The sequence below is a fragment of the Flavicella sediminum genome, assembly GCF_006381105.1.
GTDB classification, from domain to species: domain Bacteria; phylum Bacteroidota; class Bacteroidia; order Flavobacteriales; family Flavobacteriaceae; genus Flavicella; species Flavicella sediminum.
Genome location: NZ_VDET01000015.1, coordinates 77,525 through 99,186, shown reverse-complemented (window position 1 = coordinate 99,186; position 21,662 = coordinate 77,525). Strand labels below are relative to the sequence as shown.

Here is a 21,662-nt window from a genome sequence, read left to right as displayed (position 1 = left end):
TATTGTTTTAGTAGATTGATATTTAGTTGTTTGTGTTTTTTTTAGGTCTGCGCCGATTCTTTTGTTTTAAGGCAACTGTATAATGTTTGTATAAATCTTTTTTTAACTGTTTCAAAGGAATCGAAGCTGTCGTTCTATAGAATATTATTCCTTTTTTTGTACTCCTCTTCCTTCAGGGTGTTTTCCGAGACTTTCTAAACCTTGTTCAAAATAGACTTCAGGTTTGTGCCAAACGCCCGTTTTTTTATAGGTAGGTTCATTATAGTCTAAACTTAAATCGCAATCGAAACGTGCAATAATTGAGTAACTTTTTTCTGGAGTTCCAGCATTTACAAAATGACTCAAGCCCCAAGTAATTCCCCTTCCGTCTTTAGTATTGGTAAAAGCATCAGGGGTAAAAGGAGCTGCGGCTGTGGGAGTTAACGAAATACTAGATGCAATTTCAAAATTTACGCCATCTTTTGCATATTGAATTGTTTCTCTTTCATTTCCATCCTTTAACACAAAAGCGGCAATCCCTTCTTTAAAAGGAAAATAAGTCGTTTCATGCCCAGAACTTAAAACAGGATTTAAAGGATGTTTTTTATAAGGTCCTAAAGGATTATCAGCAATAGCTAATCCTTGTCCCACGGCATATTTATCTCTTTTATGAGGCCATTTGTTGTAAGCCGATTTATAGTACACATGAATTTTTCCATTGTAAACAATAGGGAATGGGTCATGCGTTGCTTGTTGGTCCCAATCTCCTTTTTTTCCAAAGGGAATTACAGCATCACCGCCATGTGTCCATGGGCCATTAGGTGTGTCGGCATAGGAAACGGAAACAGGACATAAATCCCCTTTTAAGCCACTAGGTTCGTCAAAGGCTTGGTAGTACAAATAGTATTTATTTTTCCAAATAAGTATTTCAGGAGTACAAACGGAGCGCCAACCAGATTTTGGCTTTTCTGGTCTAGAAATAGCTACCCCTTGTTCTTTCCAAGTAAAACCATCTTTGCTTTTCGCATACCATATTTCCGCTAAATCCCAATCTGTAGATGGAATGATGTCTGTAGCCTCTTTGGCATGACTCCAACCGATAGGAGGAACTTGCGTATGTCTTTTGGTATACCAAACATAGTATTCACCATCTATAAAAATGGGTCTAGAAGGGTCTCTTCTAGAAACTGTACCATCCCCATTGCTATAATCGAATCCCTTTAGGCGCGTATATTTAAATTGAGAAAATAATTCGTTGTCTTGTGCTCTTGGGGTATCATAGCTAAACATGCGTTCGGTTGAAGAACTCAATGGTATGTTTGGTTTTTCAGTAGGCATGGTAAACGGAAAAACTGTTGGTTCTAGAATTTCTTTTTTTTCTTTTTGGCAAGAAATTAATAAGAATATCGCAGAGGTAATAATTCCAAAATAGACTTTATATATAGTCAACAATGTGCGCATCAGTAAGATTATTTGAAGTTTAGAATAGCTCTAATTTCGTACAATTAATTGATTTAAAACAGAAATAGTTTCTATTAGCTTTCGGAAACGTTTGCATTCGGTGTTTTTTTACCGATAACGTTTCCGAAAACTCTTTTATTATGGAGTTAGCATCGCTTTTAGAAAAAAAACTGCGATGTTTTATTTGATTGTGCTAAGCGCGAAAAACACTTCTCGTCCTTGTGGTAAAATCAAATCATCTCCTGTAAGATTAATTATTTTGTGTTCTTTGATATCTGTAGAAGAAGCTCCAATTTTAAAATCATATTTTCCAGCTTCGACTATCCATGAATTGTTCTTGTATTGCACGAATTGTTGCGGAGATACCTCAAACGTGAGTGTTTTTGTTTCTCCTGCTTCTAGCGCTACTCTTTGGAATCCTTTTAATTGAATGGCTTTCATTGTAGAGTTCGGATCCGTTGGGGACACATACAATTGTACTATTTCAGTCCCAGGAACTTTTCCAATATTGCTAATGTCAATAGCTATTGAAATTCGCTTGTCTATTAGTTTTGCTCTAGATTTTACTTTTAAATTAGAATAGCTATAGTTTGTATAAGACAATCCGTGGCCAAATGAATAAAGAGGCGGGTTTGTTTTTGAATAGCCGTTCTGATAGTTTACTTCTACTTTTTCTTGTGAATTAGGATAGGTAACACATAATTTTGCAGAAGGATTTACCTTTCCTGTAAGGATGTCAGCAATTGCGTTGCCACCTTCTTCTCCAGGAAACCATGCATTGACAATAGCAGCACATCTTCCTTCTATTTTATCAATTACTTGCTGTCTTCCACCAAATAAAATTAGAACGACAGGTTTTCCTGTAGCTAATAGTTTTTCCACAAAAGCCTCTTGATCTCCTGGTAAGCCAATTCCTTTTCTACTTCTTCCTTCGCCGTTTAAAGAAATATTTTCACCCACAGCAGCAATAATAACATCACTTTCAAGGGCGATTTTTAAAGCCTTATTTAAGTCTGGCTTGGGAAGTCCTTCTACCGTTAAAAGTTTTAATTTTCCTAATCGACTATCTCCAAAACCACTTTTGTCAATTTTAGCTTCTAGGCTAGCACTCCAGTCACAACCCCTTTCATGTTTAATTTGAATTGAATTTCCTAGTCGATTTTCTAAACCTTCTTTTAAAGTAACCAATTTAGGATTCATTGCATCAAATTGTTCACTTTTCCAGAATGCACGCATGGCTTGATAGGTGTAATCGCCCAATAAACCTTGGACAGTTGCTGCGTTAGGACCGACAAGGGCTATTTTTTTTATTTCTTTTTTTAGAGGAAGTATACCATTGTTTTTTAAAAGAACAATAGATTGACAAGCAGCTTCGTAAGCTAGTTTTCGAAAAGCAAGAGGGTCAAAATCTAAAGAACCCTCTTTTCCTATTTTAGGGTTTTTAGCTAACAAACCCAATCTAGCTTTCATGGTTAAGGATCTTTTGACAGCCGTATTTATTATTTCCTCAGTAACCAATCCTTTTTTTAGGGCTTCGGGCAATAAAGGGAAGGTTGTAGGTGATGACAGTTCTACATCAACACCTGCATTGATAGCCATAGCACCAGCGGTCATATAATCTGGCGCCTGTTTGTATTTTCGATGCACCATATTAATAGCACCATAATCACTAACCACCAATCCGTCAAAGCCTATTTCTTTTCTAAGCATGTGATCTATCATGGTTGGATTTACTGAAATGGGTAAAGATTTGTAAACACCATAGGAGGGCATGACACTTTTTGCTCCAGCAATTTTGATACAAGCTTCATGAGGCATTAAATATTCTTCATACAATGTTTTTGCATCGTTGTTTTTGGTTCCATAACCTGCAAAGTGTTTTACGGTTGCCGCAACACCCGTTTTTAAATCTTCACCTTGCAAACCTTTGACAAATGCGACACCCAGTCGAGAAGTTAAATAAGCATCTTCACCATAACTTTCTTGGTGGCGATTCCAATGCGCAGTTCTGCTTAAATCTAACATGGGAGACAGGGCAAAAGTTGCACCTGCATTTCGCATATTTTTCCGTGTTGAAGTGGTATTGTTTTTTACCAAAATAGGATTCCAAGAGCAGCCAATACCTATTTGTTGTGGGAATGTTGTTGCGCCAAGTGTTGCGAATCCTGTGATGGCTTCTTCGTGAAAAATGGCAGGAATTTTCATCCGTGTTTCCGTCATTAAATATTGCTGAATTTCACGAACTAAATCTCTTAAATCTTCAGGCGCTAAAGCTTGACCTGTGGAGAATTGACAAAAATGACCAATACCATGTGGAATGTGCTCTCTGCATTTTTCTAAAGAAAGTTTTCCATCTACCATTAACTCTCTAATTCTAGTTCCTGTAATTTGAGCTAATTTTTCCTCCATTGTCATTGTAGACATAATGGCTTCTACTTGTGCTTCAATTTCTGGAGTACTAAAAGGCTTTGCTAACTTTTCTTGTGCAAAAACCAAGCTATTGATCATGAATAAAACTAATAAGATGATGATATTTTTCATTCTTATTTTTTCTTAATATTTGAATAATCTTTTCCTCTAATACTTTCGAATTTAGCCAATAACTTATTCAATTGCTTAGGATTTGATTTTGCTAGGTTGTTTAGTTGACTAGGATCTTCTTTTAAATTATACAATTGAAACTCCATATCTATTCCAGATTCTACAAAAGAATGCCAACTCATTTTAGCTCCTTTGTACGGAGGAATCATTACCCAATCACCGGTTCTATATGATGTTTTAGAACCTGCTTCTAACACAATATCTTTACGACCCTTTTTCTTTTTACCCAACAATGCTGGTAATATATTTTGACTATCTGTTGGTTCTGCATCTACTCCAACTAAATTAGCGAATGACGCTAACAAATCAATTTGACAAACCAAGGCATCTGATACTTTAGGCTTAATGGTTCCTTTCCAATACACCATAAATGGAACTCTAGTTCCGGCATCAAATAAACTGTATTTACCTCCACGTAAAACTCCTCCAGGAGTGTGTTTTCCTATTTTTTCCATGGCATCATCGTAGTATCCATCTTGTAAAACAGGACCGTTGTCACTAGAAAAAACGATTAATGTATTTTCTAAAATTCCTTCTTCTTTTAAAGTTTTTATAAATTCACCAATCATATAATCGGCTTCTAAAATAACATCACCTCTTGGTCCCATTCCAGATTTTCCAACAAAGCGTGGATGTGGAGTTCTTGGTACATGAGGCTGTTGTAAGGCATAGTACAAAAAGAAAGGTTTTTCTTTATGGTTTTTCACATAAGTCTGTGCTTTTTTTAAGAAATGATCAGCCATATCTACATCACTCCATTTTGCAGCTTCACCACCTTTCATATACCCAATTCTAGGAATTCCATTTACAATACTATTGTTATGACCATGGTGCCATTTCATCGTCGTCAATTCAGGATTGTCTTTCCCGGTTGGTTCGCCTTCAAAATTTTTCTTGTAGCTCACAGAAATAGGGTCATTAGGATCAAGACCATCTACATTTCCATTTTTGATATAAACGGTAGGAGTTCTGTCTTGTGTGGCCGCTAAAATATAAGATTCTTCAAAACCAACTTCATTCGGTCCTGGAGAAATATGCGCATTCCAATTTACATTTCCAGCACCCAAGCCTAAATGCCATTTACCAACAATAGCGGTTTGGTAACCTGCACGTTTTAACATTTTAGGCAATGTTTCTTGTTTAGTATCAATAATCAAAGGAGCAGAACCAGGTAAGATTCTGGCTTTTTTATTTCTCCAAGGATAAACACCGGTTAATAATCCAAATCTACTTGGCGTGCAAGTGGCTGAGGTTGCATATCCGTTTGTAAATTTAACCCCTTCATTTGCCAACACATCTATATTGGGAGTGCTTAATTCTGTAGCTCCATAAGAACTTAAATCTCCATACCCCAAATCATCTAAATAGATAACGACAATGTTTGGTTTTGGAGGAGTTTTAGCAGATGTATGAGTAGTTGTAAATCCTGCAAGGGATAGTGTTAAGAGTGTAATGATTTTTTTTATTTTCATTGTCAATGATTTTGTGAATAATAAGTTAGGGTGAAATTAAGATTTAGCAAGGAGATACGTAGGTTTATATGTTTTTTTATCCAATACAAATGTCCTTTGTATAAGTTAGCCTATTAAAGAAGTTCTTAATAGGCTAAAATATTCACAACTTGTATTTGTGAAGAATACTTTGAGAACTATTTTTTCTTTTTCTCTAAGTTTCTAATAATCAAAATGGCATCTGCTTGATAACGCCAAGGGCGGAAATCCCAAAAGCCTAATTTTGAAGGTATGTATTTTATTTCTTCTGTAAATTCACCAGTAATTGTGTTAAACCATTGTTTTGTCGCATTTTCATGATGGAAGTTTTTTGCAATTTGAGTCTTGGCACTGGTATAATGGTTTTCTTTAGGTACGTATAATAAAATTGTCCCATCCTTTTCGTTGGTTAAATTATAGCCAGAACCATTGTAGCGCGACACGGGTTTGAAGTTTTCAAAATTTACAGAGTCAAATAGTTTCCTCATGTTTTTGAAATAATCAAATTTAGGTTTTATAAAGTCTGCTGGTTGCTCAAAGGGATTGTGAATTATAGCATTCCATGAAGCTCCTTGCCAATAATAAGTCGTATAACCTCCTGCAAAAAGACACATATAATTTCTTCGTAAACAGACTTCAGCATTTACATAAGCACCAGGAAAAACGACATAAGGAGATTCTTCATAGCCACCGTGTTCAATATTAAAAATAGGTTTGTTAGGAAATCTATTTTGAGCTTCCAGCATGTGTTGGTATAAAGTATGCTTCCAATTTTGTGTAGAAATAAAATCTACCGCATCCGAATTATTGACACAGAATCCATAGTCGTGTACGGATACTAATCTATTAAATGCATCTAATTTTCTGGTTCTTTCAATTCGTTCTAAAATATATTCTTTGGTGGCTCTGGTATAATGCAAAGCTTCCTTGGAAACATCCCAAACAATATTTGGAAATGCTTGGTAGCGTTTAACCACATAATCATAATATAAATTATCGGCTTTTGATTGCATATCTGGCCAAGCAACCAATTTGTTCCATACATAAATCATTAAATGACTTACAATTTCTTGATCGTGCATTTCAGAAATAACTTTATCGAAATGTTTGAAAAATGCTACATTTAATTTGCTGAAGTCGGGGTTAGAATTAGAACCAAGAAAAGGGAAAATATCCTCTCTTCCGCCATATTCATGTTCAGGATACTTTTTTAAACGCGGGTCTTTTTGCCATTTTACATCGTATGAATACACGTTCATAACAATTTGATTGAATTTATATTCATTTAGCAAAGACAATAAATGTTTGGTTTTAGGAATGTCTTTTTGTCCATAATCCAATGCAAATAGCCAATCGCATTCAAAGGCTAAATTGAAATAATGTGAGCCGTCTTCATAAAAGAAATGTTGAGGGTTTTCTTTTTTTGTAACAATTCCCCCATGTCGTTCTTTTTTCAGGTTGTTAGAAATTAAAATTTTTCCTTTTTTCTTATCTAAGCTACTTAGGCTAGATTCAATATGGAAGGTTTTAGTTCCCTCTGTAGCACTTGAAAATCTGAAGACCCAATTGTTAGCTCCGTTATAAAATAAAGGAATTTTTTGTTCTTTAGTTCCATCCGTAACAAAAGCAAAAGCTGTTTGGTCAAAAGGATTTTTAACCGATTTGTTGACATGATAAATTATATCGTTGACTTCCCATTGTACTGTTTTTATAGGTTTGTACGATTTAGGGTTTTTCCAAATTTTTATTTGTGCAGTAGAAATTTGGGTAAAAAATAAAACGAGAAGTAGTTGTGTAATTTTTTTTGTCATATTTATATTTTTTTAATGAAGTATTTCAAAACTAACTTTTATTCTAAAATGAAACAGTATAAAAACACATATGAATTACAGTTTCTGTAATTCTATTTTACAATTAGTAAAGTGCTTCCAATTTCAAGGTATATAAAAAGGGTAAAACACTTATTTGTCTAGCAACCAGGCTTCTTTCGAATTGTTTAAATAAGCAATATTCCATCCAGATCCCCAAGCTGCACACCATAGTACATTTTCATTGTAGGGGTCTGGTTTTACATCCACTATTTTGTCATGTTGCCCCAAACCTTTATTGATTTTTGTCCAATCGTCACCATTGTTTTTGGAAATATAAATCCCAGGATTCATAAATTCTGAGGCTCTGCTCATTATTTGACTAGGAACGCTGATGACAATAAGGTCTGGATTTATTGGAGACGTTTCTACTTGCCAAACATAGGGAGCGTTAAAAATTTTCTCCCAGTTTTTTCCGCTGTCATTACTTCTGTATACCCCCCCTTCTTTATAGCCTCCATTTCTTCTTCCTGTAGCCATAAAAATGGCCTTTGTGTTTCTATCTATAAATACATTGTTAACGGCTTTTATTTCTGAAGGAATTGCTGTTTTCTTCCAGTTCGAGCCTTTGTCTGTAGTTTTGTACAAACCACCATCGTCATTATTTAAGGCAGCATAGAGGGTGTTTGAATTCTCAGGATCTAAAATAATTCTTCTGACACTTGCCGATTTAGGAAGACCATGGTTGCTAAGTTCCCAAGTGTAACCGCCATCATTAGAACGGTAAAATCCATAGCCACCTTTTGTTAATGGTTCAGCTTTACTTCCGCTAATTTCTGATATTTTTAAAGAAGTGGAACAGAAATACATGTTCTTCGGATTCCACTTATCTATTTGCAATGAATTTTGAGGAGCAAGATTCTGCCAAGAATTGTTAGCAGCTTCAAAAATGGTAGCAATGTTTTCCCAAGTTTTTCCTCCATCTGTAGTTTTTCGAAGTTTTCCTCGATGTTCTTGTCTCCATGCTAAAAAGAAAATGGTATTTGGATCCTTAGGATGTACGGCGGCTGTGGATATAGAGTGTGCGCCATGAACTCCATTTTTATCGTGTACTTGTCCTTCAATTTGCTCAACAGCCACGGCTTGCTTGTCTTTCCTGTTTTCAATAGTTGTGGTTTGCCAAAGTCCATGTTCGCCAGAACAAAGTAATCTTCTGTTTTTTATGCCTGTTTCAAGAATTAAAAATCGTCCAGGTAAATTACTAGCGCCTCTACCAATCCATTTGTTACTGCCGGCAGCAGTTTCGTCATCGTCTATTTGCTTCCAGGTTTTTCCATGGTCAGCTGTTTTTAAGGTTTGTTGGTCAATACCAATAAAAACTTCACCCAAAGAATTGATACGCATCATACGGTTGCCCGAAGTAGCATTTGAATTGTCCATATAGGTTTGAAGGTGTGCAAATTCAACATTTGTTCCTGTAGGATTGTTTCTGCTTTTCCAATAAGCCGTGTCTTTATTGCTTTTCCAATAGGCTCCTTGACGTGCGCAAACAGTCCATGTTTTTCCTCCATTTTCCGTTTTCCAAACATCGCCAGGACCAAAAGTAAAATCGTGTTTTTTATTGAAGGAAATATAAATTTCTTCTTTGTTTAAAGGGTTGACAACAATTCTGTTAAAAACGGGCAAAGTTTTTTTAGGTAATTGGGTAAATGTTTCTTTGGAGGTTTGTTTGCTTATGCCAAACCAATATCCCATGGTTTTATGAAAACGATCAACTTCAGAAGAAAAATTAATCGCATTCATGTCAAAAGCCATATTTCCACTGATGTCTGTCCAGTTAGAACCACCATCGGTACTTTTAAAAACCCCGCCTTTAGCAGTCACCGTATTTTTATTTTTTGAATAAAACGTTTGCTCTACTAAAAACAAACTAAATTCTTTTGTGTTTTTATTGTAATGAGAAGTCAGATCTCTGGGCAAGTTGTTGGGCAGTCCTTTGCTATTGTTTTTCCATGTCAATCCACCATTAGTACTAAGCAATAAGCCATGATTGGTGAGCATCGTAATTTGAGCAGAATTGTTTGGATTGACAATTATTTTACCAATGTCTGTGTTTTCAGTTAAGCCCTTTGTAATTTTTGTCCAGCTTTTACCTTTGTCTTCCGACTTAAGCATATAGCCATAGGAAGCATATTTAAATTGTACACCGTTTGGCTTTTTTAAAGAACGGTGGTTGCTTTTTACATTCCAAAAATCTCCAGCTCCAATATACCAAATCTTATCATTTGTAGGATCTACCGCTATTTCGCTATGTCTAGTTCCCTCTTGTTCAAAATACCATCCTTTTTTAAATGAATCTGGGTCGTTTGGGTCGATGCCAATTTCCTTGTAACTTTTTCCAGATTCGGCAATTTTGTTCCATTTTCGTCCTTTGTTTTTGGTTTCGTATACCCAACCATTCCAATCTAAGGCCATTCCATAATCTGGGTTTTGAAGTGAGAATTCAATATCCAATACCCTTTTCATGTCCTTTCCTAAACCGTCAGAATCTTTAAGTGTTTGCCAAGATTTTCCGCTGTCCCAACTCCCATAACTAACATGCATGTCGGGACCCATAAATAAAACATCCGGATCTGTAGGGTGACACCAAAATCCTTCGCAATAACCAGACATTGCAGGACCAAAACTTTTCCATTCAACAGCAGGATCGGAAATGATTTTTTCTGTTTTAATTTTTCTGAAAAAAGCGATTCGGTTTTCTGAGTTGTTTTGTTGGCAGCTAGTAAAGCATAGTATACTTAATATGACAAAGCTACATAGGGAACTATTTTTCATAGGATTGAGTTTCGCTATTTTGTTATTTGATAATTGCCTTAAACCAACCACTTCCCCAGGCGGCACTCCAAATAATATTTTCATTGTAAGGATCAGGCTTTACATCTACCATTTTATCTGGCTGTCCAATTCCTTTGTTAATTTTGCTCCAAGTTTTACCCGCATCTTTTGTTAAATAAATTCCAGGATTTTTAAATTGATTGAATTTTGTAGCTACTTGAGCAGGAACATTTACGGTAATAATATTTGAGTTTATTGGAGAAACTTCGGTTTGCCACACATAAGGGGCTTTGAAAAATTTCTTCCAAGATTTTCCTTTGTTGCTGCTTTTCCAAACACCACCACTTTCTAAAGCACCGTTTCTATAGCCACAAGAAAGATACATGTCATTGGTGTTTCTATCAATAAAAATATCATTCACTCCTTGAATTTCAGAAGGGATATCCATTTTTTTCCAAGTTTTAGCGTTGTTTTTAGAGATATACAAACCAGCAGGTTCTTTGCCAGAACTTTTATTTAAACAAGCGTATAAAATATTAGAATCTTTAGGATCCATCACAATTCTTCGAACACTTGATTGCTGAGGTAGGCCGTTGTTGTAAAGTTTCCAAGTGTAACCTGCATCTGTAGATTTATAAACTCCATAGCCTCCTTTTTTAAGTACCTCTTCTTTGACAGATTTTCCAACTTCAGAAATTGGTTTTCTGATAGAACAGAAGTACATAGTATTTGGCTCTGTGGGGTCAATAGTTAAAGAATACATCATAGCAAGCCCTTGGTGTGGGCTGTTTTTTCCTTCAAATATGGTAGAAATATTCTCCCAAGTTTTTCCACCGTTTTGGGTTCTTCTTAGTTTACCTCTGTGTTCTTGTCTCCAAGAAAGCACATAAATAACATCAGGATTGTTTGGGTGAACCGCTACAGTTGAAATGGAATGTGCCGCGTGATTTCCACCATAGTCGTGAACTTGACCTTCAATTTGTGTGACCGCCACAGCATCTTTGTCGGGATAGTTTCCTAGCGGAGCGGTTTGCCATAAACCATGTTCACCACTACAAAGTAAATACCTTTCTTTAATTCCAGTTTCTAAAAGCATAAATCTTCCTGGTAAATCGCTATCACCACGACCAATCCAAGCATTGCTGCCAGGAGCCGTTTCAATATCATCTATTTGTTGCCAAGAAGCACCTTTGTCTGATGAACGATGTGTTTGTTGACCGATACCGATAAAGACATCTCCTTTTGAGTTGATGGCCAATAATCGGTTTCCAAATCGGGTTTCGCTTTCTTCCTTATAGGCACGACCTACATGTGAGAATTCTACATTGGCTCCAACAGGATTTCCTTTTTGTTCCCAATAAGCTTTGTCCTTTTTTGTAAACCAGTATTCACCAGCACGCGCACAAATTACCCAAGTTTTACCACCATCTGTCGTTTTCCATGCGTCACCAGGACCAAAACTTTTATCATGACGTTGGTTGGCTACCAAATAAATTTCGTCTTTATTAATTGGGTTTACAACAATTCTATTAAATGCCGAATAGGTGTTCTCAGGAAATTTAGGATACAATGCTTTTGAATTTTCACCTAAAAAATAACTTAAAGCTCTGTGGTAATTATTTCTATGGTGACTGTAGGTGATTTTGTTAAAGTTAACGCCAAGGTCACCTGTAATATTTTGCCAGTTTTGGCCATTGTCTGTGCTTTTATACACACCACCTTTGGTGGTGATGCTTTTTCCTTTAGGTTCATAAACCGTTTGTTCCACCAAATACAAAATAAATTCTTTTGTTTTCGGGTTGTAATACGAAGTTAAATCGCGTGGCAGGTTGTTAGGCAAACCTTTGCTGCTTGCTTTCCAATTTTCACCACCGTCATTACTAGCAAAAAAACCATAATTGGTGGCGATAAATACTTTTTCAGGTTGTTTTGGATTGAAAATAATTCTGGCAACATCTAAATCTTTAGAAATATGATCCGCAACTTTTTTCCAACTTTTACCATGATCAGTAGTTTTTAATACATAGCCATATTGAGCTCTGCGATGAATTTTCCCATGAATGTTTTTTTTAGATCTGTGATTTTCTTTAACGTTCCAAAAATCACCAGCACCAACAAACCAAATAGCGTCATTGGTAGGGTGGATGGCAATTTGGGTATGTACATTGGTGTAAGAATTTTTTTTCTTCGGAAGGGTGTGCACCAAACTCCAAGTTCTTCCTTTGTCTTTGGTTTCGTAAATCGTTCCACTTCTTTCTAAAGCCAAACCAAAATTTGGGTTTTGTCTCGAAAAATCAATGTCTAGAACCCGCTCTAAATCTTTTCCAAAACCATCAGAATCTTTAATCGTCTGCCATGATTTTCCATTGTCCCAAGAACCATAAGCAACATGCATATCAGGCCCCATAAATAAAACATTTTCATCGGTGGGGTGGCACCAAAGTTCTTCATTGTAGCCAGACATGCCTGGACCAAAATTTTTCCATTCAACAGAAGGATCTGATTGAACTTTGTGTTTGGCTATGGCATTAAAAAAAGGATTGTTTTTTTGAGCATAGGTAGCAATACTTGTGCTTGCGACTAGAATAGCTAGAATTAGATTCTTCATAATAAACATTAAATTATTGAAACAATGTATACTTCTTATTGAGTTGTTGTTCAAATATCTTTATTAATTAGCATTAAATTTGCTTTTAGGAATGATTAAAAACTAGACAAAACCATACGAAGTAGGATTAAAACCATTATTTGTAGTTCAAAGCAGCCTTTTTCTAGGCTTTAGGATGGGTGAGGAGTTGCTTTTTTTGATGTTTTAGAGAATAAAAAAAGGGAAACAAGCCTTATGTTGTTTCCCTTTTGTAGCTAAAGTGATTTAAAATTTAGAAATTAAATTTCCCGTTTTTGTTTTTAGCTTCCGCTGCTGGAATTAATTTTTCGATGGTATCCCAGTGTTCTACAACTTTTCCATTTTCAATTCTGAAAAGGTCATAGAAAGAAACTTTTTCTTTAAGGAAGATGCCTTCAGAAACAGATAAAACAAAATTTCCTTGTCCTAAAATGGTGTGGTTTTTTTCATACACCATTGGCATACCTGCTTTAGCTAAAGAAGCCAAAGCTTCTCCTAATCCAGCCAAACCATCTTTAACATTTGGGTTGTGTTGGTCGTATTTTTCTGTAGAAATATAGTCTGTAATTTTAGTAGGATTGGCTCCAAAAAAAACATCTGTCAACAAATTTTTTACAAGTGTTTTGTTTGCTACTGTTTTGTCAAGATCGGTAATTTCTGTAAAACCATCAATTTGAGTACGACCAGAAGCGGTTTGCGTTACTTTTTCTTGAAGATTGTCCCAATGTTCCACGATGGCTCCATTTTCAAAACGGAAAATATCAAATCCTACTTTAGGTCCAAAGAAATTATAATCAGTATGCGCTATTACAAAGTCTCCGTCTTCAAAAACTCGTACCGTATTTGCTTTTGCTGTTCCTGCAGGTATTTGTTGTAACAAAGCTCCAAAACCGGCTAAGCCATCAGCAACACCTTGGTTGTGTTGTATGTATTTATTTGGGTTGATGTATCCCGCAGGTTCTTGCGCACCGGTTTCAATACTTTTTAAAAGTTCTGTTACCTTTTGTGTGTTTGAGATTTCCATTTTTTCTACCTTTTTAATTGTTTTGTTTTCCACTTTTTTTTGGTTACAAGCAATGGCTGTTGCTCCAATTACTATGGCAAATACTAAATTTTTCATTGTGTTTGTTTTTATTTAATTGTACACGACAAAATTGCAATAGTTGTGAAATGTAGGAAAGGTAAGTTTACGCCTAAGAGTGATACTTTTACTCCACAAAAGGAAAAGCGATTAGTAGCGCTTTCTAAATTCGTTAGGTGTATGCGACGAATGTTTTTTGAAATATTTGATAAAATTGGTAGGTTCCTCAAAACCTAGTTCATAGGCAATTTCTTTAACGGCTTGCTTGCTATGAACTAATAATCGTTTGGCTTCAAGAATGATGCGTTCGTCAATAATTTGTTTGGGTGTTTTGTCCAAAATTGCTGTGGTGGCTTTGTGCAGTTGTTTTTCTGAAAGAATCATTTTTGCAGCGTAAGTTTTTACAGATTTTTCTGTTTGAAACTGTTCTTCTAATAAATTTCTAAAATTCAGGACCGTAGTAAGGTTGGTGCTTGGTTGTAGTTCTTTAAAACCTTGCTTGCGCATTTCTCTTTCTGATTGCAATAAAAAAATATGCAATAAATTATGCAGTATGCTATATTGTGAAACGTCGGGGTTTCTTACATATTCTGTTTGCATGGCGTTTAAAAAGCGGTTTACTTCGGAGGAAATAGTGTCATTTTTAAATTTGGCAATGTCGTACAAACTACTAAAGAGCATAGTTGTATTTAAAAATTGCCCATCTTCTTTGTTTTTACAAAAGAATTTGTCAGTAAACAAAATTGCTTTTCCGGTATAGGAACCTTTTATATCATAGAGGTTGACACTATTTTGAGGAATAAAAATAATGCTTTTGTCTTCAATGCTTACAGGTTTAAAATCGATATAATGGGTACCTGATCCCTTTTCAATAATAAGAATATGGTAAAATTGGGCACGATGCGGCGTGGTCATCATACTTGCTTTTTTATAAAAAACATTTTCTAAATCTATGATTTCAAATTCTAAAGGCAAACCATTTTTAAAGGGTGTTTTTTGAATTGATGCTTGCATTTTTTAGTTTGTTTGAAATAGAAAATTAAGGTGAAAGTTACTTATTTTTAAAAAGAAAATACTAAGATTTGTGAATTCTACTTGTCACGCCTCTTAGTATTTATAAATTTTGACTTGTTCTATTTTGTGAAATCGTATTTTATTTCATGTCTGGGTTCATTAAAATAATACCATCCTTTTGCGCTTTCATATAAACAGCTTTTGAAGGTCTTGGTCGAATTCTGTATTTTGTAGGCAGTCCTGTTTCTCTAAAAAAGTCGTCTTTAGTTCTTTGAGAAGGTAGTATGTCGTTGGTTTCTGTTCTAATTTTTGCCAAACGATTTCTCATATCTACTAAAATATCTTGGTAGGCAGGATTTGAGGCTAGGTTGTTCAATTCATTAGGATCTGTTACAATATCAAATAATTCTTCATCCAATCTTGGAATTTCAAAACATTTTAATTGATCGGTATTTAAAGAACCTTTCAGTTTTTCTTCTTTCATACTTTGCCAGCTTCTTCCTCTAATAATATCTGCCGAAGGCGTATTTGGTAAGTCTGTATAGTAGTTTTTTACATATTTGTATTTCTTTGTTCTTACAGCTCTGGTGTAATCTTCAAAATCATGAAAATGATCTTCTGCGTAAATTTCATTTCTGGCTACGATAGTTGTATCAGAAAGTAGCGGAGATAAATCAACACCTTCAAAATCTTTCAAAGGAGTTAAGCCAGCCAGTTTCATAAAAGTAGGTGCAATATCTAATGAACTTACTAGGTTGTTGTTTCTTGTGTTCGGTTTAATTTTGGCAGGCCATTTTACAATCCATGGTGTTTTGATACCACCATCGTAAAGGGTTGTTTTGTCTCTAGGGAAAGCTCTACCATTGTCGGAGATAAATAAAATTACCGTGTTTTCAGCAACCCCTTGGGCTTCTAGCTCAACAACTACATTTCCAATATAGGTATCCATTCTTTCAATTTCGTCGTAATACAAAGCAAAATCTTCTTTAACTTTTTCTGTAGCTGGCATGTATGGAGGAAGCACTACGTCTTTTGCTTGGTGTGGATTTTTACTCATGCCTTTGTAAAAAGGTCTATGCGCATCAAAGGAAGCTAACCAGGTAAAGAAAGGTTTATTTTTGGGTCTGTTTCTTAATAATTTTAACCATTCGTCGCAGCCGCTTCCATCACCAACTAAACGTCTGTCTAGTCCGATAGGAGCATCTTTCCATTGCATTTCTAAGAGTTCATCAAAATCATCTTTTACTGGGTCTCCCATATGATATTTCCCAGCTAAACCCGTCCAGTAGCCTGCATTTTTTAATTCTTGCACAAAAGTTTTTTTATCTTCAGGTAAGGGCCACGACAGTTGTTCAGCATCTGTGTTGTGTGGATAAAGCCCTGAAATGATACTTGTTCTGCTAGGACTACAAGAACTTGTTGTTAAAAAAGCCTCAGTAAAAGTCATACCTTCCTTGGCTAATTTGTTAAGGTTTGGGGTTCTAACAGATTTATGGCCGTAGGGTCCAATATCATTCCAACTCACGTCATCGGCTATAATTAATACGATGTTTGGAGGTTGAATTTCTTGTGTTTTCTTTTTAGAGTTGCAGGAAATACAACAAATAAGGCAAAGAATTACGACTGTTTTAAAGGTTTTGATAAAAAGCATAAGGATTGAATTTTACTATAATAATGAATTGATGATATGTGTATTTTTGTAGTACATCATACAAATATGGTGAAATATTTTTAAATTTCGTTAGAACAGTTAAAACTTTGAAACAGAAGTGTTTTTAGAATTGGATTTTTTTAATGTGGTTTATAAAAAAGCCCTGCATATAGCTAGGGCATTTGTAAAGTAGTTTACGATTTTTAAAAAGAATAATTTTTGTTAGGAGAAACACAGAAATCCAAAGGAATATCTTGTTCAAACAGCTCCTGTATTTCTTCTTCTGCTTCAAAAAAAGAAAGGCCAACTTTTAGGGCATTGGTGTTTTTTAGAAAACGATCGTAAAATCCTTTGCCATAGCCCACTCTATTTCCGTTTTGGTCATAGGCAAGGAGGGGCACAAAAACAACATCTAATTTTTCAAGGGGAACTTCTATACCATCAATAGGTTCAGGAATATTGTACTCATTTTTTTTGAACCGCGTATTTTCTGTCAATAAAAAGTGCTGCATGTTTCCCGTTGTAAAGTCGGATTTGGAGACGACAATTTCTTTGTTTTTAGCAAATAGAATGTTTAAAATATGTTCTGTATCTATTTCGTTTTGTTCTTTTATAGGAAGGAATAAATGGAAGTACAAATTTGACCAAATATCTAACTTCAACAATTGGTTGGCAATGGCGATACTTTTATCTTCCACTTCGACAGCCGTTAAGTTTTGGCGGAGTGCTTTGTATTTATTTCGAAGGTCTAGTTTGTTCATAGGAATAAAATGAATTACAAAATAACGTAATTTTAGGCAGTTTTTATATAAAGAAATTCCTTTTTAAGGATTCCGGTATATTCAACAAAAATACGGGTAAAATACCTATTTTAGCAACCATGTCTGAAAGCATAAAAATACAAGTCCAAACTTTGCCAAGTTCGCCAGGCGTTTATCAATATTATGATAAAAATGACCAGTTGCTGTATATAGGCAAAGCTAAAAATTTAAAAAAACGGGTTTCTTCTTACTTCAATAAAAACCATGAGAATGGAAAAACACGTGTTTTAGTGAGTAAGATTCGTGATATAAAACATATTGTTGTTGCTACAGAAACCGACGCTTTATTGTTGGAAAACAACTTGATAAAAAAGCATCAGCCAAAGTACAATGTGATGCTAAAGGATGATAAAACCTATCCTTGGATTTGCATTAAAAAAGAACGTTTTCCTAGGGTTTTTATGACTCGAAAAGTAATTAAAGATGGCTCAGAATATTTTGGTCCCTATACTTCCGTTCGTACAGCAAGGGCTTTGTTAGATTTGATTAAAGAATTGTACCAATTGCGTAGCTGTAATTTTGACCTGAGCGAACAGAATGTAAGTCAAGGAAAATACAAAGTCTGTTTAGATTACCATATTGGAACCTGTAAAGGTGCTTGTGAAAATTACGAAAGTGAAGAAGAATATTTAGCCTCTATAAAATCGATTAAAAATATTATCAAAGGTAATTTTAAATCGTCGTTAGAAACTTTTGAAAAACTGATGTTTTCATTTGCAGAAAAAATGGAATTTGAAGAGGCGCAAAAAATAAAGGAAAAATTAGATTTATTAGCCAATTACCAATCAAGATCTACCGTTGTGAATCCGTCTATTAATAATGTAGATGTGTTTTCTATTATTTCCGATGAAAGTTATGGCTATGTGAACTTTTTCAAAATAGCGAATGGGTCTATCATTCAATCGCATACAACCGAGATTAAGAAAAAGTTGGAAGAAACAGATAGAGAGTTATTAGAGCTATCTATTGTAGAAATTCGTCAACGTTTTAATTCTATTTCCAAAGAAATTTATGTGCCTTTTAAAGTAAATATTGGAGCAGGAGTAAAAGTTACGGTTCCTATGTTGGGCGATAAAAAACGGATTGTGGAACTGTCTGAACGAAATGCCAAATATTATCGACAAGATCGTTTTAAACAAATAAAAATTGTAGATCCCGACCGTCATGTAAAACGAATTATGGCACAAATGCAAAAAGATTTACGTTTGAGTTCGGAGCCGAGGCATATTGAATGTTTTGACAATTCAAACATTCAAGGAACAAATCCGGTGGCAGCCTGTGTGGTGTTTAAAGATGGAAAGCCAAGTAAAAAAGAGTATCGAAATTTCAATATAAAAACCGTAGAAGGCCCTGATGATTTTGCCTCAATGGAAGAGGTGGTTTTTCGGCGTTATAAAAGATTACTAGAAGAAGACGAGCCATTGCCACAATTAATAGTTATTGACGGGGGAAAAGGACAGTTATCTTCCGCTTTAAAAAGTTTAGATTTGTTAGGCTTACGAGGAAAAATTGCCATTATTGGAATCGCCAAACGTTTGGAAGAAATTTATTATCCAGGCGATCCAATTCCGATGTATTTGGATAAGACTTCAGAAAGCTTGAAAATCATTCAGTTTTTAAGAAATGAAGCCCATCGATTTGGAATTACGCATCATAGAAATAAACGAAGCAAACAAGCTATTCAAACAGAATTAGAACAAATTCCGGGTGTAGGAAAGCAAACAATTGAAACCTTGTTACAATATTATAAATCGGTAAAAAGAGTTAAAGAAGCGAGTATTGAAAGTTTGACAAGTGTGATTGGAGCTTCTCGAGCTAAAAAGGTTTTTGAGTTTCATCAAGCCTTAAAAAAAGAACAATAATTCTAAAGTATTTGTTTTATAGCGACTTTAGGTAGAGCATGTTAATAGGTATGTACGGTCAATAATTCTCTAAAAAGTATTTGAAAGTGCATCCGTCTGTTTTTCAAACTTTACTTATCTTTATAAAAAAAAATACATGAAATTTTCTGGCTTTTTTTATCTCCTGTTATTACTAATGTTTCCGGTGTTTTCGCAGGAAAAAAGTAAGTCAAAACCACCAAAGGTTGGTTTGGTTTTAAGTGGAGGTGGAGCGAAAGGGTTTGCCCATATTGGGGTATTAAAAGTTTTAGAAAAGTCGGGTGTAAAGATAGATTATATTGGAGGGACTAGTATGGGGGCGGTTGTTGGTGCGTTATATGCATCAGGATATTCTCCTGAAAATATAGATTCAATTATTAGAGCAATTGATTTCCCTACTTTTTTACAAGATAAATTTGCGAGAAGTCAAACGTCTTTTTTTGAAAAGCAATATGGTGAAAAAACACTGTTAACTTTTCCTGTACGAAATAAAAAAGTGCAGTTGCCTAAGGCAATTGCCGCAGGGCAAAGTGTTTATAATGGTTTAAGCTTGTTGTTAGAACATGTCAATCATATCCAAGATTTTAAGAAGCTGCCCATTCCCTTTTTCTGTATAGGAACCAATATAGAAACCGGCAAAAAAAAGGTGTTTGAAAAGGGCTATTTACCAGCTGTAGTTCGCGCAAGTGCTTCCTTGCCAACACTTTTGGATCCTATGATGATTGATGGGAAAGCTTATATTGATGGAGGTATTTCAGATAATTTTCCGGTAGATGAAATGCAAAAAAAAGGCGCTTCTATAATTATAGGAGTTAATGTTCAAGGAAAACTTGAAAAATACAAAGATGTTTCGACAGTTATTGATGTCTTAAATCAGATTGTGAATTATCAAATGTATGGCAATGATGCCGAGAAAATAAAAAAGCTAACCATTCATATTAGTCCCAAAATTCATGATTTTTCGGTAACTTCATTTGACAATATTGCGAAGATTATTGATTTGGGAGAGCAGTCGGCAATAGATCACCAAAAAGAATTTGAGGCGATTGCTAAGCTTCAACAAATAAATGAAGTAGCTGCTTTTCATAGAAAAGTAATACGAGCAAAGAAATACAAAGTTTCACAGTTTTCTATGAATAATTTGAACCATTATTCAAGAGCCTATATTCTTGGTAAGTTAAAACTTAAAATGGGAGACTCCTTAAGTTATAATGAATTGAATACTAAAATAGGAGACTTGGCTTCTTCAAAAGATTTTAATTTGATTAATTATAATTTTAAGAAAAAAAAGGACGGAAGCTATTTGTTGAAGTTTAACATGGAAGAAAACAATGTGGCTAGTCATATACGGCTAGGCTTAAACTACGACCCTATTTATAAGTCGGGTTTTTTAATGAATTTTACGAGCAAGCATTTGTTGCAAAAAAATGATATTTTATCTGCCGATATTGTAATTGGAGATAATATAAGAACCAATTTTAATTATTTTGTTGACAACGGATTTTATACCAGTTATGGCGTGAATTCTAGTTTTACTAAATTTAATATAGCAGTTCCGGATATAACCAATGTGGTGACACATATAGATAAGAATTATATTGATTTTACGACTTTGGCGTATTTACAAACAACCTATAATAAGAAATTTGCAGTTGGGATTGGATTGGAGCATAAGTTTTTAGAGTTGTATACCAATACCTTAAGTATGGAGACTACCTTTTTTGAGAAAAGTAATTACTTAAATTCTTTGGGGTATATAAAGTTAGATACCTATGATAAAAAGTATTTTCCAAAAAATGGATTTTTGGTAGATGGGGAATTCAAATGGTTTATGAATTCTTCCGATTATTGGGATAACTTCACTCAGTTTTCACAAGCTACATTAAAATTGGCTGCTGTTAAAACTATGTTTCATAAGTTAACGGCTCATATAACGGTAGATGGTGGGGTAACTTTAGGATCAAATACGACAGACCAATTTTTATATTCCTTAGGAGGTTATGGTAATAATATGATCAATAATCATGTTGGATTTTATGGCTATGAGTTTGAAACTCTGGTCAATCACTCTTATTTAAAAGGAGAGTTGGAGCTGCGTTATGAAATAGCTAAAGATCACACAATTGCCTTAGCCGGAAATTATGCACGAACGGATTTAGATATTTACAATGGAGGAAAAGTCTTTCAAGACATAAAATCGGGTTATGCACTTATGTATGGGTATAATTCTATTTTGGGGCCTATTAAAATTATAAACGCCTGGACACCAGATGTTAATCGTAATATTTGGTATTTTTGTGTAGGGATGTCGTTTTAGTCCAATGTTAAGTTTTGCTTCAATGTTAATTTAATGTTACCAAATTGTTGGTTAAATGTAAAATAACTTTTAAGTTTGTGTATCTATTAATCTTAAAA

Annotated in this window: 12 protein-coding genes; 2 read left to right on the top strand and 10 right to left on the bottom strand. The window is 34.8% G+C overall.

All coding sequences use genetic code 11. The features are described from left to right. Positions 1–144 precede the first annotated feature (144 nt). The 10 genes from FGM02_RS13630 to FGM02_RS13585 form a co-directional block, all read right to left on the bottom strand. Positions 145–1,440 (bottom strand): glycoside hydrolase family 117 protein, encoded by a 1,296-nt coding sequence (locus FGM02_RS13630; protein WP_139958983.1) that lies wholly within the window; start codon positions 1,438–1,440, stop codon positions 145–147. Between the two features lie 180 nt (positions 1,441–1,620). Next, a complete protein-coding gene (locus FGM02_RS13625) occupies positions 1,621–3,981 on the bottom strand; it encodes a glycoside hydrolase family 3 N-terminal domain-containing protein (protein ID WP_139958981.1) in 2,361 nt (786 codons plus the stop codon). Between the two features lie 2 nt (positions 3,982–3,983). Next, positions 3,984–5,513: a sulfatase family protein gene (locus tag FGM02_RS13620; RefSeq protein WP_139958979.1), complete on the bottom strand. Its 1,530-nt coding sequence runs from the start codon at positions 5,511–5,513 to the stop codon at positions 3,984–3,986. A 176-nt stretch (positions 5,514–5,689) separates the two neighbouring features. Further along, positions 5,690–7,342 (bottom strand): apiosidase-like domain-containing protein, encoded by a 1,653-nt coding sequence (locus tag FGM02_RS13615; RefSeq protein WP_139958977.1) that lies wholly within the window; start codon positions 7,340–7,342, stop codon positions 5,690–5,692. 150 nt (positions 7,343–7,492) lie between these two features. Further along, entirely contained in the window at positions 7,493–10,258 is a 2,766-nt protein-coding gene (locus FGM02_RS13610) for a WD40/YVTN/BNR-like repeat-containing protein (RefSeq protein WP_243739412.1), read from the bottom strand. Next, on the bottom strand, positions 10,197–12,782 hold the full coding sequence (locus FGM02_RS13605) for a WD40/YVTN/BNR-like repeat-containing protein (protein WP_243739411.1): 2,586 nt from the start codon (positions 12,780–12,782) through the stop codon (positions 10,197–10,199). Before FGM02_RS13605 ends, FGM02_RS13610 begins: the two co-directional genes overlap by 62 nt. A gap of 271 nt (positions 12,783–13,053) precedes the next feature. After that, entirely contained in the window at positions 13,054–13,920 is an 867-nt protein-coding gene (locus FGM02_RS13600) for a nuclear transport factor 2 family protein (protein WP_243739410.1), read from the bottom strand. A 111-nt stretch (positions 13,921–14,031) separates the two neighbouring features. Further along, positions 14,032–14,895 carry an AraC family transcriptional regulator gene (locus tag FGM02_RS13595; protein ID WP_139958973.1) on the bottom strand — a complete coding sequence of 288 codons (864 nt, stop codon included), beginning with the start codon at positions 14,893–14,895 and terminating at the stop codon, positions 14,032–14,034. A 139-nt stretch (positions 14,896–15,034) separates the two neighbouring features. Then, complete coding sequence (locus FGM02_RS13590; RefSeq protein ID WP_139958971.1) at positions 15,035–16,546, bottom strand: sulfatase family protein; 1,512 nt, start codon at positions 16,544–16,546, stop codon at positions 15,035–15,037. A 203-nt stretch (positions 16,547–16,749) separates the two neighbouring features. After that, complete coding sequence (locus FGM02_RS13585) at positions 16,750–17,307, bottom strand: 5-formyltetrahydrofolate cyclo-ligase (protein ID WP_139958970.1); 558 nt, start codon at positions 17,305–17,307, stop codon at positions 16,750–16,752. Positions 17,308–17,426: 119 nt separating this feature from the next. Here FGM02_RS13585 and uvrC point away from each other — a divergent pair, with 119 nt between their 5' ends. Then, positions 17,427–19,229, top strand: a complete 1,803-nt coding sequence (gene uvrC / locus FGM02_RS13580; RefSeq protein ID WP_139958968.1) for an excinuclease ABC subunit UvrC — start codon at positions 17,427–17,429, stop codon at positions 19,227–19,229. A 136-nt stretch (positions 19,230–19,365) separates the two neighbouring features. After that, on the top strand, positions 19,366–21,564 hold the full coding sequence (locus tag FGM02_RS13575) for a patatin-like phospholipase family protein (protein WP_139958966.1): 2,199 nt from the start codon (positions 19,366–19,368) through the stop codon (positions 21,562–21,564). Positions 21,565–21,662 lie beyond the last annotated feature (98 nt).

Coding starts and splice junctions, on each gene's coding strand:
- FGM02_RS13600 (WP_243739410.1), bottom strand. CDS start 13,920: ATGAAAAATTTAGTATTTGCCATAGTAATTGGAGCAACAGCCATTGCT.
- FGM02_RS13620 (WP_139958979.1), bottom strand. CDS start 5,513: ATGAAAATAAAAAAAATCATTACACTCTTAACACTATCCCTTGCAGGA.
- FGM02_RS13585 (WP_139958970.1), bottom strand. CDS start 17,307: ATGAACAAACTAGACCTTCGAAATAAATACAAAGCACTCCGCCAAAAC.
- FGM02_RS13625 (WP_139958981.1), bottom strand. CDS start 3,981: ATGAAAAATATCATCATCTTATTAGTTTTATTCATGATCAATAGCTTG.
- FGM02_RS13595 (WP_139958973.1), bottom strand. CDS start 14,895: ATGCAAGCATCAATTCAAAAAACACCCTTTAAAAATGGTTTGCCTTTA.
- uvrC (WP_139958968.1), top strand. CDS start 17,427: ATGTCTGAAAGCATAAAAATACAAGTCCAAACTTTGCCAAGTTCGCCA.
- FGM02_RS13610 (WP_243739412.1), bottom strand. CDS start 10,258: ATGAAAATATTATTTGGAGTGCCGCCTGGGGAAGTGGTTGGTTTAAGG.
- FGM02_RS13605 (WP_243739411.1), bottom strand. CDS start 12,782: ATGAAGAATCTAATTCTAGCTATTCTAGTCGCAAGCACAAGTATTGCT.
- FGM02_RS13575 (WP_139958966.1), top strand. CDS start 19,366: ATGAAATTTTCTGGCTTTTTTTATCTCCTGTTATTACTAATGTTTCCG.
- FGM02_RS13590 (WP_139958971.1), bottom strand. CDS start 16,546: ATGCTTTTTATCAAAACCTTTAAAACAGTCGTAATTCTTTGCCTTATT.
- FGM02_RS13630 (WP_139958983.1), bottom strand. CDS start 1,440: ATGCGCACATTGTTGACTATATATAAAGTCTATTTTGGAATTATTACC.
- FGM02_RS13615 (WP_139958977.1), bottom strand. CDS start 7,342: ATGACAAAAAAAATTACACAACTACTTCTCGTTTTATTTTTTACCCAA.